The 14,993-nt window shown below is 66.2% G+C and carries 12 protein-coding genes; 10 read left to right on the top strand and 2 right to left on the bottom strand.

Annotation, left to right across the window (positions count from 1 at the left end; translation table 11 throughout):
• Window positions 1–132: 132 nt before the first annotated feature.
• The 5 genes from A5733_RS09495 to A5733_RS09515 are packed head-to-tail and all read left to right on the top strand — an operon-like array spanning window position 133 to window position 5,069.
• Window positions 133–1,383, top strand: coding sequence for an NAD(P)/FAD-dependent oxidoreductase (locus A5733_RS09495; RefSeq protein WP_076239922.1), 1,251 nt, complete (start codon window positions 133–135; stop codon window positions 1,381–1,383).
• Between the two features lie 15 nt (window positions 1,384–1,398).
• On the top strand, window positions 1,399–1,836 hold the full coding sequence (locus A5733_RS09500; RefSeq protein ID WP_076239923.1) for a RidA family protein: 438 nt from the start codon (window positions 1,399–1,401) through the stop codon (window positions 1,834–1,836).
• A complete protein-coding gene (locus A5733_RS09505; RefSeq protein ID WP_076239924.1) occupies window positions 1,833–2,507 on the top strand; it encodes a DUF1028 domain-containing protein in 675 nt (224 codons plus the stop codon). Before A5733_RS09500 ends, A5733_RS09505 begins: the two co-directional genes overlap by 4 nt.
• Window positions 2,497–3,654: a M20 family metallopeptidase gene (locus A5733_RS09510; protein WP_076239925.1), complete on the top strand. Its 1,158-nt coding sequence runs from the start codon at window positions 2,497–2,499 to the stop codon at window positions 3,652–3,654. Before A5733_RS09505 ends, A5733_RS09510 begins: the two co-directional genes overlap by 11 nt.
• An 11-nt stretch (window positions 3,655–3,665) precedes the next feature.
• The gene (locus tag A5733_RS09515) at window positions 3,666–5,069 is read left to right on the top strand and encodes an aspartate ammonia-lyase (protein ID WP_076239952.1); all 1,404 of its coding nucleotides are present in this window, start codon (window positions 3,666–3,668) and stop codon (window positions 5,067–5,069) included.
• Between the two features lie 5 nt (window positions 5,070–5,074).
• On the opposite strand, the gene A5733_RS09520 is transcribed toward A5733_RS09515, so the two are convergent.
• Together A5733_RS09520 and A5733_RS09525 are read right to left on the bottom strand one after the other, a co-directional pair.
• On the bottom strand, window positions 5,075–5,992 hold the full coding sequence (locus A5733_RS09520; RefSeq protein ID WP_076239926.1) for a LysR family transcriptional regulator: 918 nt from the start codon (window positions 5,990–5,992) through the stop codon (window positions 5,075–5,077).
• A 47-nt stretch (window positions 5,993–6,039) separates the two neighbouring features.
• Window positions 6,040–7,602, bottom strand: coding sequence for an APC family permease (locus A5733_RS09525; protein WP_233152661.1), 1,563 nt, complete (start codon window positions 7,600–7,602; stop codon window positions 6,040–6,042).
• Between the two features lie 288 nt (window positions 7,603–7,890).
• Here A5733_RS09525 and A5733_RS09530 point away from each other — a divergent pair, with 288 nt between their 5' ends.
• From A5733_RS09530 to A5733_RS09550, 5 genes are all read left to right on the top strand, one after another.
• Window positions 7,891–10,008 (top strand): FAD-dependent oxidoreductase, encoded by a 2,118-nt coding sequence (locus A5733_RS09530; RefSeq protein WP_076239928.1) that lies wholly within the window; start codon window positions 7,891–7,893, stop codon window positions 10,006–10,008.
• A 12-nt stretch (window positions 10,009–10,020) separates the two neighbouring features.
• Entirely contained in the window at window positions 10,021–10,380 is a 360-nt protein-coding gene (locus tag A5733_RS09535; protein WP_076239929.1) for a cupin domain-containing protein, read from the top strand.
• 11 nt (window positions 10,381–10,391) lie between these two features.
• The gene (locus tag A5733_RS09540) at window positions 10,392–11,873 is read left to right on the top strand and encodes an aldehyde dehydrogenase (protein ID WP_076239930.1); all 1,482 of its coding nucleotides are present in this window, start codon (window positions 10,392–10,394) and stop codon (window positions 11,871–11,873) included.
• A gap of 167 nt (window positions 11,874–12,040) precedes the next feature.
• Window positions 12,041–13,450, top strand: coding sequence for a cytosine permease (locus A5733_RS09545; protein ID WP_076239931.1), 1,410 nt, complete (start codon window positions 12,041–12,043; stop codon window positions 13,448–13,450).
• Window positions 13,447–14,988 carry a GMC family oxidoreductase gene (locus A5733_RS09550; protein WP_076239932.1) on the top strand — a complete coding sequence of 514 codons (1,542 nt, stop codon included), beginning with the start codon at window positions 13,447–13,449 and terminating at the stop codon, window positions 14,986–14,988. The genes A5733_RS09545 and A5733_RS09550 overlap by 4 nt, the downstream gene beginning before the upstream one ends.
• Window positions 14,989–14,993: the final 5 nt, after the last annotated feature.

Here is a 14,993-nt window from a genome sequence, read left to right on the forward strand (position 1 = left end):
GCACGACGATCGACGCGTCCATCTAGATCGTTTTTCGCGATGCAACACATCGAATATATGAACTGTACAGATGCAGTGAGCAACTGAATCATGGAATCAACGAACGAATCTTTCCCAACAACGGAGGTTGCGATGTCGAGCCAAGAGACCGAGGTTCTCGTCGTCGGTGCGGGTCAGGCCGGAATTGCGATGAGTGAACACCTCGGCCTGCACGGGGTGCCGCACATCGTCGTCGAGCGCGACCGGGTGGCCGAGCGCTGGCGTTCCTGGCGGTGGGATTCCCTGGTGGCCAACGGACCTGCCTGGCACGACCGCTTCCCCGGCCAGGAGTTCAACATCGACCCCGACGCCTTCGCCGGCAAGGAAGAGGTCGCCGACTACCTCGCCGCGTACGCGGAGAAGATCGACGCCCCGATCCGTACCGGCGTCGAGGTGCGGTCGGTACGCAAACACGACGGGCGGGCCGGCTTTCATGTCGAGACCTCGGCCGGAACCATCGACGCCCGCTTCGTCGTGGCGGCCACCGGCGCGTTCCAGAAACCCGTCGTCCCACCGGTCGTGCCGGAGAGCGCCGGCGTCACCCAGATCCACTCCAGCGCCTATCACAACCCCCAGCAGTTGCCGGAAGGCTCCGTCCTGGTGATCGGGGCCGGCTCGTCCGGCGTACAGATCGCCGACGAACTGCAGCAGTCGGGGCGCGACGTGTACCTCGCCGTCGGGCCGCATGACCGACCGCCGCGCAGCTACCGCGGTCGCGACTTCTGTTGGTGGCTAGGGGTTCTCGGCAAGTGGGACATGGCCGCGCCGCCGCGCGGTGCCGAACACGTGACCATCGCGGTCAGCGGGGCACACGGTGGGCACACGGTCGATTTCCGGTCGCTGGCCGCAAGCGGCATCACGCTGCTGGGCATGGCGGGCGAATTCGGTGACGGTGTCATGCGTTTCGCACCCGACCTGCGCGCCAACATCGAGGCCGGCGACGCGAACTACCTCTCGATGCTCGACGAGGCCGACGCGTACGTCGCCCGCAACGGACTCGATCTGCCCGAGGAGCCCCAGGCCCGCGTGCTCGGCCCGGATCCGGAGTGCATGACCGATCCCGTCCTCGAACTCGATTTCGCCGCGGCCGGGATCACCTCGATCGTCTGGGCCGTCGGTTTCGCGTTCGACTACGGCTGGCTGCAGGTCGACGCGTTCGACGAGTCGGGCAAGCCCAAACACCAACGCGGGGTGTCTTCAGAGCCCGGTGTGTATTTCTTGGGGCTGCCATGGCAATCCCGGCGCGGATCGAGCTTCATCTGGGGCGTGTGGCACGACGCCAAGTACATCGCCGACCAGATCGCGATCCAGCGCAGCTACCTCGCGTACACAGCCGCCGATTAGGAAAGGACGTCGACCATGACCGACATCGCAGCACCCACGCACACCCGGATCCGGCCCTTCAACACCAAAGAGACCTACCCCGAACAGAACCTCGACAACGACCTGTGCCAGGCGGTCGTCGCCGGCGGCGTGGTCTACCTGCGCGGCCAGATCGGTCAGGACCTCGAGACGCGCGAGTCGGTGGGCATCGGCGACGTCGCCGCCCAGACTGAAAAGGCCATGAGCAACATCGCGATGCTGCTCGACGAGGCCGGCAGCTCGCTGCGCGACATCGTGAAGGTCACGGTGTATCTCACCGACATCCGCTATCGCGAAACCGTGTACCGGATCATGGGCCGCTGGCTCAAAGGCGTTTTCCCGGTATCGACCGGTCTGGTCGTGGAGGCGCTCGCCCGTCCCGAATGGCTTGTCGAGATCGACGCCACCGCCGTGATCTCCGGGGAAGACAAATGACATTCTCCCTCGTGGCCCGCGACCCCGGCACCGGCGCCTTCGGCATCGTCATCTGTTCGTCGAGCCCCGCGGTGGCCTCGCGCTGCGCCCACACCCGGGCCGGAATCGGGGTGGTCGCCTCGCAGAACGTCACCAATCCGGCCCTCGGCACACTCGCACTGGACGCGCTGGCCGGCGGCTCCGATGCCGATGCGGCACTCAAAGCCGCACTGGCACAAGAACAATATCCGGACTACCGGCAGCTCACGATCGTCGACGCCAACGGCAACACCGCGGTGCACTCGGGGCCGAACAGCCTGGGCACCCACACGCATCTCGAGGGTGCTCAGGCCGTCGCCGCGGGCAATCTGCTGGCCGGCGAGAAGGTGATCGCCGAACTCCTCGGCGGATACGCGGCCAGCCCGTCGGACGCCTTCGAGGAGCGCCTGCTGGACGGTCTACGGGCGGCGCTCGCCGCGGGCGGTGAGGCCGGCCCGGTGCACTCCGCGGGAATGCTTGTGGTGGAAGATGTTCCGTGGCCGGTGACCGACCTGCGGGTCGACTACGCCGACGACCCGATCGGCGACCTTGTCGAGTTGTGGCAGCTGTGGCAGCCGCAGAAAGCCGACTACCGCATCCGCGGCCTCGACCCGACCCGCGCGCCGTCCTATGGAGTTCCCGGTGACCAGTAGCGACACCGCCATCGCGGCGGGTGTCGCCGCGGCCCACTCACAACTTGTCCAGCTGTCCCGCGACCTCTACGAGCACCCTGAAATCGCCTGGGAAGAAGAGTATTCCGCCCGCCGGGTGGCCGAAGCCCTCGCCGATGAGGGTTTCGACATCACCGAACGCTACTGCGGTCTCGACACCGCGTTCAGCGCCCGGATCGGCACCGGTGACCTGCACATCGCGTTGTGCGCCGAATACGATGCGCTGCCGGGCCTCGGCCACGCCTGCGGACACAACTTGATCGCGGCCATCACGGTCGGAGCGGCACGCGCCGTCGCGCCCTTGGTCGACGATCTCGGCCTGACGCTCACGGTGATCGGCACCCCCGCCGAAGAAGGCGGCGGTGGCAAGATCGAACTGCTGGAACGCGGTGGCTTTCGCGGGCAGCACGCCGCCGCAATGGTCCATCCCGGCCCGGTCGACGTGGCCAGGGCCCGTCCATTCGCGGTGTCACACAGCCACATCGGGTACCACGGCAAGTCCGCCCATGCCGCGGCGTATCCGGAACGCGGGGTCAACGCGGCCGATGCGTTCACCATCGCCCAAGTGGCGATCGGGCTGCTGCGGCAGCAGTTGCCCTCCTCGGTACGGGTGCACGGGATGATGACCCGCGGTGGGGAGGCCCCCAACGCGATCGCCGAACGCACCGAAGGGCGTTGGTATGTGCGTGCCGAGACGCTCGCTCAGCTCGCCGAGGTCGAGCCGAGGGTGATGCGTTGCTTCGAAGCCGGCGCATTGGCATCGGGCGCCGAGCTCACCGTGACACCGGAGTCCAAGCCGTACGCCGAGTTCCGCACCGACGAGGAGCTGCTCGCCTGCTATGAACGGCGGGCCGCAGCCGCGGGCCGGCGCTTTGCGTCCGGGCCCGACACCATGATGGCCCGCGCGTCCACCGACATGGGCAACGTCTCGCAGGTTGTGCCCGCTATCCATCCCTACATCGGTATCGACTCGTTGCCCGCGGTCAATCACCAGCCCGAATTCGCCGCGGCCACCCTGACTTCGGCTGCCGAGGCAGCCATCGGGCAAGGCGCGCTCGCGCTGGCAGGCACAGTGCTCGATGCCTGTACCGAAACCCACATTCGCCATCGCCTGCTGATCCGGGAGTGAACGTGTCCCCTCTGACCCGCACCGAACACGACCTGCTCGGTGACCACGAGGTACCCGCCGATGTGTACTACGGGGTGCACACCGCGCGGGCGTGTGAGAACTTTCCCATCAGCGGCGTGCCGATCTCCCGGCACCGCGATCTCGTGGTCGCCCTCGCCTCGGTGAAACAAGCTGCCGCAGAAACCAATCAGCAGCTCGGCCAGCTCGACACCCGGATCGCCGAGGCCATTGTCGCGGCCTGCATCGAGATCCGTGACGGTGCGTTACACGACCACTTCGTCGTGGACCAGATCCAGGGCGGGGCCGGCACCTCGACCAACATGAACGCCAACGAGGTGATCGCCAACCGCGCCTGCGAGATCCTGGGCCATGAGCGCGGCGCCTACCACGTCGTGCACCCACTCGAGCACGTCAACCTGGGGCAGAGCACCAACGACGTCTACCCGACCGCGGTGAAGGTCGCACTCGGAATGGCGGCGCGCTCCCTGGAACGCGCACTGCGGGACCTGGCCGCCCAGTGTGCCGCTAAGTCCGTCGCTTTCGCCGACATGCTCAAGCTCGGACGCACCCAGTTGCAGGACGCGGTACCGATGACCCTCGGGCAGGAGTTCGGCGCGTTCGCCGTGACCATCGTCGAAGATGCCGACCGGCTCGGTGAGGCGATGGCTCTGATCGCCGAGATCAACCTGGGCGGAACCGCAATCGGCACCGGGCTCAACACCCACCCGAAGTATGCGGCGCTGGTGTGCGAGCGACTGCGCGATATCACCGGCCTGCCGTTGATCACCGCGGGCAACCTCGTGGAGGCCACCTCCGATGTGGGAGCTTTCGTTCAGCTGTCCGCGGTCGCCAAACGCGCCGCCGTGAAGCTGTCGAAGATCTGCAACGACCTGCGACTGCTCTCGTCGGGACCGCGCGCCGGGTTCGGCGAGATCAACTTGCCTGCGGTACAGGCCGGATCGAGCATCATGCCGGGCAAAGTGAATCCGGTCATCCCGGAAGTGGTCAACCAGGTGGCCTTCGAGGTGATCGGCAACGACCTCACCGTCACCATGGCGGCCGAGGCAGGGCAGTTGCAGCTCAACGCATTCGAGCCGATCATCGCCAGGGCACTGCTGTCTTCACTCAACCACCTCACGGCCGCGGTGACCGTGCTGGGGGAACGTTGCATCCAGGGCATCACCGCCAATGCCGACCGCATGCGCGATACCGTCCTGCGATCGGCCAGCATCGCAACCGCCCTCAACCCGGTTCTCGGCTATGAGGCCGCCACCGCGCTGGTCGCCGAAGCCATCGCCACCGGAGCATCGATTCCGGAACTGGTGCGACGCTCCGCGCTCCTCGACGACGCGGTTCTGGCCAGGATGCTCAGCACCGAGAATCTCTGCCGGCCAAACGATCATCAGGCGCGCTGAGCGCCTCACGCGTCCGGATCGGCGAAGATGGCTCGTGCGGTGTCGGCGACCGCACGAGCTCGTGCAGTGCTCCGCACCGACTGTAACCGGGCCAGCACGATGGGCAGGCCGGGCAGATCGTCACGGATGGAGACGGCGCTGACGGCGCCACCGTCATACGTTCCCTGGTGCGCGGGCAGCTGGTTGAGGATCGAGAAACCATGCCCACGGGCCACGAGCCCGCGCACCGCCTCATAGCTGGCCGAACGATATCGGATCCGAGGCGTCACACCCGCTTTGGCGAGGATCGACTCGAAATAGTCACGGCTGTCGGGAAGGTCGAGCAAGACCATCGGCTCGTCGGCCAACTCCGTCAGCTCGATGCATTTGCGCTTCGCCAACCGATGATCGAGGGGCAATGCGACGTACGGGGCGGCGACCCCGAGAGGCTCCGCATCGACACCGGCCCCCAGTCCGAGGTCATACGTCAACGCCAACTCTGCTGTGCCATTGCGCAACACCGTCGGGATCGCGTCGGCCGACGTCTCGATCACCTCCACCTCGAGATCTGGGTGCCGCGCCGCAAGCTCGGAGAGCAACCGGGGCAGGACGAACGGTGTCAAAGTGACAAAGCAGGCCAACCGCACCGTCCCGTGCACCTGGTCGACACTGCCGCTCGCGCTGTCGAGCACCTCATCGAGGTGCGCCAGCAGCGCGCGTGTATCGCGCAACATGTCCTCGCCGGCGGCGGTCAGCGCCAGGCCGCGGGCCCGGTGCCGGATGAACAACTGCGTGCCGATCTGCTGTTCGAGCTGGCTGATGGCGGCCGAGACCGCCGACTGTGCGATGTGCAAATCGTCGGCGGCCTTGGTCATGGACAGATGGGTGGCAGCTTTCACGAAGTACCGCAGCTGGGTGAGCGTGACGTCAGGACGTCGGCGCATGCTGATACTCCCTACTGGCTCGCCCTCTGAGACGCGGGATACCAGCATTACAGCTGCGCGGCCTCGTTACCAAGAACCCCGCTCGCCGGGTCTGGCGCATCGCCTGCGACGGGTCGTTCGGCCCGCACGGAACGCGCCCGCAGATAACCCACTGCGCCGAGGAGGCCCAGCACCACCAGAGTGCCGAGAGTGAAGACTTCGAAGGTCACCTGGCTGACGCCCCAGGTGTCGACGAAGTCGTAGTCGAGGCCGAACAGACGCTCCAGGGTGCCGGGGAATACCGCAACCCACGACCCGAGGGCGACCCATGCGAAGCACAACCCGCCCAGGATGCGGAACCCGGTGTCGCCCAGCGGCACCCGGAACGGTCGCACCACGTCCGGGAATCGGGTGCGCAACCGCACCACTGCCGGGATCGCGATGACGTAGCTCAGCAGGAAAGTGGAGATCGAGATGCTCAGCACCACACCGAAGATCGATGCCGACGATCCGGTGACCTGCATGGCGACCAGACAAAACACCGTGGCGACCGTCCCAGAGAGCAGGTTGACGCGCACCGGGGTGCCCAGTTCAGGGTGGAACCGGCCGAAGAAACCACCGAAGAACGCGCCGTCCGCGGCGGCCATGGCCTGCATGCGGTCGCTGATGATCATCCACGCCGAGCCCTGTGTCATCAGCACGATGGCGAAGATGACGCCGGTGAGGGAGAGCATCGCCGGCGCCGCCGACCCGTACACGCTGAACACCGTGGCGACCGCCTCCATGAGCCCGCCGATTCCGGTGATCTGGTCGGCCGGCAGCACGATCAGGATGGCGAAGATGGGCAACAGGTATGCCGCCGCGGCGATTCCCGCCGACCGGGCGATGGCGAACGGAACGTCACGGGCCGGATTCTTCATTTCGCCGGCCGCGCTGTTACCCGATTCGAAACCGAGATAGGAGAACAGCAGCAGCGGGGTCACACCCAGAAGTCCTCCGACCGTCGGCGCGAAGTCGCTGGCAGACAACCCGGCAACGCCGTTGCGGGCCGCGTAGATCCCAGTGGTGACCAGGAAGACCGCCAGGAACGCGATCTTGAGGATCGCACCGATGTTCGGGATCCACTTGCCGTGCTGCAGGCTGATGATGGCGGCCAGCACCGTCAGCCAGATGAACACCAGCTTGAACGCGTAGTCCACCAGCGAGCCGTGTTCGAAGGGCGCCACATAGGTGCTCCACGCCTCCGAGGCGATGAAGGCCATCGATCCACCGACCCAGACGGGTTGGGTGACCCACGTCAGCAGCGAGGCGACCGCCGCTGCCGGCCGTCCGAAAGCCTTTCGGCACCAGACGTATACGCCTCCCTCGCCGGTGAACGCCGCACCGGTCTCGGCAAAGATCAGGCCGTACGGAACCAAGAAGGTCACCGCGAGCACCAGGGCCCATGTGAAGGTCTCGGCACCGAATCCGGAAACTTGTCCCAGCGCCTCGATGGAGACGACGGCAGCCACGATCAGAAATACGATGTCGAGGCGACCCAGGGTCTTCTTGAGGTGTTTCACCTCGCGATCGGCCTGGGCGGTCTGCGACTCCAATGCCGGTTCGGATGTCGGCTTCGATGCTGGTTCCACGACGGCCTTCTATTCTTGTTGTGGATGTGACGGCCCCCACAGTGACCGGTCCCGGGCACAGCTGTAAAACATCCATTTCCGCGAATACGCATCAAAAGTTTCGATGCGGCGCAGCGCGCTGCCCTTCGCTCTCTCGAACCGGGCACGCGGACGTCATCGGAAAATCCGATCCAGATCAACTGAAACCACTAGTTGAACTCCGTTACCAACGGCACCACGATAGCTAGCAATCGCGTGAGCCAGATCACGCACGCAGCCCCACAGCCATACAGCCCTAGGAAGTGACCCATGCGAGACCCTCGGTACGACATCCTGTTCGAGCCTGTGAAAATCGGGCCGGTCACGGCACGAAACCGCTTCTACCAGGTGCCGCACTGCAACGGGATGGGCTACCGCGACCCATCGGGTGAGGCCTACATGCGCCGGATCAAGGCCGAGGGCGGCTGGGCCGTGGTGTGCACCGAACAGGTCGAGATCCACCCCACCTCGGACATCGGCCCGTTCATCGAGCTGCGGCTGTGGGACGACCAGGACATCCCCGCCGTCGCCCGCATCGCCGACAAGATCCACGAGGGCGGGGCGCTCGCCGGCATCGAACTCGCCCACAACGGTCTGAACTCCCCCAACCTGATCAGCCGGGAAACCCCGCTCGCCCCGCAGAATCTGCCGGTCGTGTCGTGGAACTACGACCCCGTGCAAGCGCGCGAGATGACCAAGGCCGACATCGCCGACATGCGCTTCTGGCATCGCGAGGCGGTGCGCCGGTCCCTGCAAGCCTCCTACGACATCGTCTACGTCTACGCCGGCCACGCCATCGGCGGGCTGCACCACTTCCTGTCCCGGCGCTACAACAATCGCACCGACGAGTACGGCGGCAGTCTGGAGAACCGGGCCCGCCTGCTGCGCGAGATCCTCGAGGACACCCGCGAGATGTGTGATGGCAAGGCCGCGGTCGCGTGTCGCATCACGGTCGACGAGCTGCTCGGCGACGAGGGCATCACCCGCGCCGAGATCGAGGACGTGATCGGCATGCTGGGCGAGCACCCCGATCTGTGGGACTTCGTGCTGGGCAGCTGGGAGGACGATTCGGTCACGTCCCGCTTCGGGCCCGAGGCCGAGCAGGAGCCGTATGTGCGCGGCCTCAAAGCGCTGACCACGAAACCTGTTGTGGGCGTGGGACGTTTCACCTCGCCGGACATGATGGTGCACCAGCTCAAAACCGGTGTGCTCGACCTCATCGGCGCCGCCCGGCCCTCCATTGCCGACCCGTTCCTACCCAGCAAGATCGAATCGGGCCACCTCGAGGACATCCGCGAGTGCATCGGCTGCAACATCTGCGTGTCCGGTGACTTCACCATGTCCCCCATCCGCTGCACCCAGAACCCCACCATGGGCGAGGAATTCCGGCGCGGCTGGCACCCCGAGAAGATCCGGGCCCGCTCCAGCGACTCGACAGTGCTCGTCGTCGGGGCCGGCCCGGCCGGTCTGGAGGCGGCCCGCTCCCTGGGTAACCGCGGCTACACCGTGAGCCTGGCCGAGGCCACCCGGACCCTGGGCGGCCGGGTCGCCCGCGAGTCGAAGCTGCCTAGCCTGTCGGCCTGGATCCGCGTCGTCGACTACCGCGAGGCGCAGCTGGCCAAGCTCGACAACGTCGAGGTGTTCATGCAGAGCGAGATGACCGCCGACGACATCATCGAGAACGACTTCAACCACGTCGTCGTCGCCACCGGTGCGTCCTGGCGGCACGACGGGGTGGGCCGGTTCCACACCCAGCCGATCGACATCGCCGAGGGCGCTGACGTTTTGAGCCCCGACGACATCATGGCCGGCACCCGGCCGCGTGGACAGCGCGTGGTCGTGTTCGACGACGATCACTACTACCTGGGTGGAGTGATCGCCGAACTGCTGGCCAAGGAAGGCCTGGCGGTCACGTTGGTCACCCCGGCCGCACATGTCTCGCAGTGGACCACCAACACCCTGGAGGTGGCACGCATCCGCAAGCGGGTGATCCGGGCCGGCGTCGACGTGCAGACCAATACCGCCGTCACCGCCGTCACGCCCGACGGTGTGACGACCGCCTGTGTGTACACCGGTGACGAAGGTGCGCTCAGCGCGGACTCCGTCGTGATGGTGACCGCCCGGCTACCGCACGACCTCCTGTATCAGGACCTGATGAACCGGGAAACCGAATGGGCCGACGCCGATCTGCTGAGCGTGCGCGCCATCGGCGACGCCTGGGCCCCGGCCACCATCGCCGCGGCGGTCTGGTCCGGACACCGCTACGCCGAGGAGCTCGACGAGCCGCAAGCGCCGGGTCCGGTGCCGTACCTGCGCGAAACGTCCGAGCTCGCCACCGAACCTGTTGTCTACCTACCCATCACGCCGGTCCAACCGGTCAACGTCTGAAGGAGAATGCACATGGCCACCCTGATCCCCGCCGGGCCCGACGCCGTCGCGGCGATGACCCCCAGCAGCTATGTCACCCCCGAGACCCTGCGGGAAGGTGACCCGGCCGAGCGCGAAGCCGTACATCTGGCCAGCGGCGACGAAAAGTTCACCGTCGGTTCGTGGAGCGCCGAGCCCTACGCCGAGTTCATCGAAAGCTATCCCGGCGACGAGTACACCCGGGTGCTGCAAGGGTCGATCACCCTGACCGGTGAGGACGGCGTCGCGCACACGTTCGGCCCGGGCGACTCCTTCACGCTGGCCAAGGGCTGGCGCGGTGAATACCGCGTCACCGAGCCCCTGGTCAAGCAGTTCGCGATTTACGTTCCCTGAGAGGCAGGCAGATGAGCACAGTTGAGGACTGGACCCGGCTGGCCGCCGAGATCACCCCGCGTACAGAGGCTTTCATCGACGGCAAGTACCGGCCCGCGCGGTCCGGCGCGACGTTCGACTCGATCAACCCCGCCACGGGCGAGCTGATCGCGCCGGTTGCCGCAGGTGACACCGAGGACGTCGACGCCGCGGTGGCCTCGGCCCGCGCCGCCTTCGACACGGGTGTCTGGTCGAAATCCTCGGCGTCGCATCGCAAGCGCGTGTTGCGGCGGCTGTCCGATCTCATCCTTGAGCACGGCGAAGAACTGGCGCTGCTGGATTCGATCGACATGGGCAAACTGGTCGCCGAGGCGCACACCGTCGATGTGCCCTCGGCCGCCGAGCTTTTCGCGTTCTACGGCGAGGCGCTCGACAAGCAGTCCGGTGAGATCGCCCCCACCGAACCCGGCAACCTCGCGCTCGTGACCCGGGAGCCACTTGGCGTCGTCGGCGCCGTGACGCCATGGAATTTCCCGTTGGACCTCGCGGTGTGGAAGGTGGCGCCGGCCTTGGCGGCCGGCAACTCCGTCGTCCTCAAACCCGCTGAGCAAGCGCCGCTGTCGTCGATCAGGCTGGCCGAACTCGCGGTCGAGGCCGGCGTGCCCGAAGGTGTGCTCAACGTCGTGCCCGGCCTGGGCCCCACAGCGGGCGAAGCACTGGGCCGTCACCCCGACGTCGATGTCATCGCGTTCACCGGTTCGACCGAGACCGGCAAGCGGTTCCTGCGCTACGCCGCTGATTCCAACGCCAAGCAGGTCTGGCTGGAATGCGGCGGTAAGAGCCCGAACGTGGTGTTCGCCGACGCCGATCTGGACGCCGCGGTCGACAAGGCGATCTTCGGAGCCTTCTACAATCAGGGTGCGGTGTGCTCGTCGAATTCCCGGCTGCTGCTGCAGGAGTCGATCGCCGAGGAGTTCCTCGCCGAACTCGTCAAGCGCACGGCCGAACTGCGGCCCGGAAACCCACTGGATCCTGCGTCCACGTTGGGCGCGCTCGTCGATGAGCAGCACACGCAGCGGGTGCTCGGCTTCATCGACCGTGCCCGCGCCGACGGCGAGATCCTCACCGGGGGCACCCGCGAAACCGTGGCCGGCCGTGGTTGTTTCGTCGCTCCCACCATCGTGGCGAATCTTCCTTCTACTGCCGAGCTGGTGACCGAGGAAGTCTTCGGACCGGTGCTGGCAGTACAGCGATTCGCCGACGAGGCCGAGGCGATCGCGATGGCCAATGACACGGTCTACGGCCTGGCCGCGTCCGTGTGGACTCGGGATCTGTCACGCGCACATCGCGTCTCGTCCGCGCTGCGGGCCGGCACGGTGTCGGTGAACACCGTCGATGCGTTGAGCCCCCAGACCCCGTTCGGTGGATTCGGACAATCCGGATTCGGACGCGATCTGTCCCTGCACGCCCTCGACAAATACACGGGCCTGAAAACGACATGGATATCGCTCTGAAGTGTGATGCGTCAGGAACTCTCGTGCTCATACGAAACTTGACGGCAATATTTCCCTAACGTTTTCGTCATCGCGAAAAGCGATGAATAACTTCGGAATTGCGCACTTTATGTTCACGACGACAACGCGAATACTGACGTGATCCGCAAAGAGAAAGCAGCCGCCAGTTGAACGAGAAGACGCCGGTCCCCGCGCCTGTCGAACGCAGAACCATCGAGCACGTCCCGGTCGACGAGCGCCACGGGCGGGCGCGTGATCTGTTCACCGTCTGGTTCGGATCGAACATCATGCTGCTGACCATCATCACCGGCGCGCTCGCGACGACGGTGTTCGGTCTGCCACTGTGGGCCGGCGCCCTGGCAATCGTGTTGGGCAACGTCATCGGTGGCGTGGTGATGGCTCTGCACGCCGCGCAAGGACCCCAGATGGGCGTGCCGCAGATGCTGCAGACTCGAGCCCAGTTCGGCTCGTACGGCAGCCTTCTCGTGGTCATCCTGGTGGTGTTCATGTACCTGGGCTTCTTCGCGTCCAACGCGGTTCTCGGTGGACAAGCCCTGGCCAAGGTGACCGGGTTGCCCACAAACTGGTCCATCACCGTGATCGGTTTGATCAGCGTGGTCGCCACGATCGTCGGATACCGGCTCATCCACCGGGTGACAGCGCTTCTCTCCGTCGTGGCCGGCGCGGCACTGGTCATCGCATTCGTCTGGATGATCGGGGTCAACGGCGTGCCCACGGATACCTGGCACACCAGCGGCTTCAGCTGGGCCGGGTTCATGGCCACCCTTTCGGTGGCGGCGCTCTGGCAGATCGCGTACGCGCCCTATGTTTCCGACTACACCCGGTACATGCCCAAGGACACGGGCCAGCGTGCCGCCTTCTGGGGCACGTACTCGGGGTGCGTGTTGGGTTCGGTTCTACCCATGCTGCTCGGGGTGCTGGTGGGCGCGGCACTACCCGCGGACGACACCCTGGACGGGCTTTCGACCCTGACGCACGGCGTGAGCACCGGGGTGTTCACGATCTTCGCGACCGGTATCGCGGCCACCAATGCCATGAACCTCTACTGCGGTTCATTGTCGGCGATCACCGTGGGCCAGAACCTGTTTCCGCGTTGGCGGCCCGCCGCGATGAGCCGTGCGGTGACGGCGGTGATCCTGTTCGTCGTCGCGATCGTCCCGGCACTGGTGAGCGCCGACGACTTCCTGGCCAATTACGCGAGTTTCCTGGCGTTGCTGCTGTGCGTGCTCATCCCCTGGACTGCAGTCAATCTCGTCGACTACTACCTGTTGCGCCACGGCGACTACGACATCGACTCGTTGTTCGAACAGGACGGCGGCCTCTACGGCAAGTTCAATTGGGCTGCCATCTCGTGCTACTTCGTCGGGATCGCCGTGCAGATCCCGTTCCTGTCGACCACGTTGTTCACCGGGTTCTGCGCCGCGGCCCTCGGTGGGGTGGACATCTCGTGGATCGTCGGGCTGGCGGTGATCTGCCCGTTGTACTACGTCCTGATGCGCCCGAAAGTGTCCGCACCGGTGGCGCCGACCGCCGTGGCAGCGGAGTCGGCAGCATGAGCGATTATCTGATCGTCGGCGGCGGTACCGCCGGATGCATTGTGGCATCCAGGCTTTCGGAAGACCCGGGGATCACGGTCACCGTGCTCGAAGCGGGCCCCTCCGATCGGGAGGAGCCCCGCGCCCGAGATATCCGGCGGTGGGCCCAGATGCTCGAAAGCGAGTACGACCTCGACTACCGCAGCGTGCCGCAACTACGTGGCAACTCCGGTATACGGCAAGCCAGAATGCGGATCCTCGGAGGCTGCTCGACGGCCAACACGATGATCACCTGGCGACCGCTCGCCGCCGACCTCGACGAGTGGGCAGCACTTGGCGTCAGCGGCTGGGATACCGCTACGGTGCACGGCGCATTCGACCGACTTCTCGCCCCCGTCGAACCCGTCGCCGACAAGGACCGCAACCCGTATGTCAGCGACGTAGTCGATTCAGCCCGTCGTGCGTTGAACCTTCCGGCCCGCCGGTCCTGGAACTCCGATCCGGATTTCGCCGTCACCGGCGTCGGGGCGGGGTTCTTCGAGATCGGCTACACACCGCACAATCACCTGCGGTCCTCCACGTCGGTGCACTATCTGCACGATGCGATCACCAACCGCGACAACCTCATCGTCGAACACGGCCAGCAGGCCGAGCGGCTCGTCATCGAGGACGGCAGGGCCGTCGGCGTCGTCACCCGCGACGGCGATGGCAACCGGAACGAGTTCCGGGCCGACCGTGAAGTGATCGTGTGCTGCGGCGCCATCGATACACCAAAGCTGCTGCAACTGTCGGGGATCGGTCCTGAGATGGTGCTCGAGGCGTCCGGTGTGCAGACGATCGTGAACGCTCCGGGCGTGGGCGAGAATCTGATGGACCACGCCGAGGGTCTGATCGTGTGGGAAGCCGCCGTCGACGTTCCCGATACCTGTGCGACGGGGTGGGATGCCGGTGCCGCGGTGCGGTTGTCGGACGACGGCCCGGCGCGGCCCGAGGTGCTGATGCACTTTCCGGTCGAAGCCGTCGCCGACCACGCCGTCGCCCGCGGCGTCGAGATGCCCGCGCGCATCGTGTCGATCGCCCCCAACGTCGCCAAGCCGAGCAGCCGCGGCCGCGTGTGGATCACCTCGGCCGATCCTGCCGAGCGACCGTCGATCGACTACCGGTACTTCACCGATCCGGATGGGCACGACGAAGCGGTCCTGATCGCGGGCATCCGCCTGGCCCGCCGGATCGCCGCCACCGAACCAATGGCCAATTGGCTGGTCCGCGAGGTCTTCCCAGGGCCGGACGCACAATCGGACGAGGAACTGTCGGAGGCACTGCGGGCCACGCACCAGACCGTGTACCACGTCTCGGGCACCTGCCGCATGGGCGCCGACGACGATCCGATGGCGGTGTGCGATTCGCGACTCCGCGTCCGCGGCGTACACGGCCTGCGGGTCGTGGATGCCTCGGTGTTCCCCACGATCCCGTCGGTCAACCCGGTGGGCACCATCATGGCAGTCGCCGAACATGCCAGCTCCCTGGTGCTCGCCGATCGCCGAGAAATCACAGCCTGAGAGAC

The organism is Mycobacterium sp. NS-7484 (assembly GCF_001953975.1).
Lineage (GTDB): Bacteria > Actinomycetota > Actinomycetes > Mycobacteriales > Mycobacteriaceae > Mycobacterium.

Excerpts from the sequence above, each read along its gene's own strand:
- A5733_RS09495 (WP_076239922.1), top strand. The coding sequence starts at position 133 with ATGTCGAGCCAAGAGACCGAGGTTCTCGTCGTCGGTGCGGGTCAGGCC.
- A5733_RS09500 (WP_076239923.1), top strand. The coding sequence starts at position 1,399 with ATGACCGACATCGCAGCACCCACGCACACCCGGATCCGGCCCTTCAAC.
- A5733_RS09505 (WP_076239924.1), top strand. The coding sequence starts at position 1,833 with ATGACATTCTCCCTCGTGGCCCGCGACCCCGGCACCGGCGCCTTCGGC.
- A5733_RS09520 (WP_076239926.1), bottom strand. The coding sequence starts at position 5,992 with ATGCGCCGACGTCCTGACGTCACGCTCACCCAGCTGCGGTACTTCGTG.
- A5733_RS09530 (WP_076239928.1), top strand. The coding sequence starts at position 7,891 with ATGCGAGACCCTCGGTACGACATCCTGTTCGAGCCTGTGAAAATCGGG.
- A5733_RS09535 (WP_076239929.1), top strand. The coding sequence starts at position 10,021 with ATGGCCACCCTGATCCCCGCCGGGCCCGACGCCGTCGCGGCGATGACC.
- A5733_RS09540 (WP_076239930.1), top strand. The coding sequence starts at position 10,392 with ATGAGCACAGTTGAGGACTGGACCCGGCTGGCCGCCGAGATCACCCCG.
- A5733_RS09550 (WP_076239932.1), top strand. The coding sequence starts at position 13,447 with ATGAGCGATTATCTGATCGTCGGCGGCGGTACCGCCGGATGCATTGTG.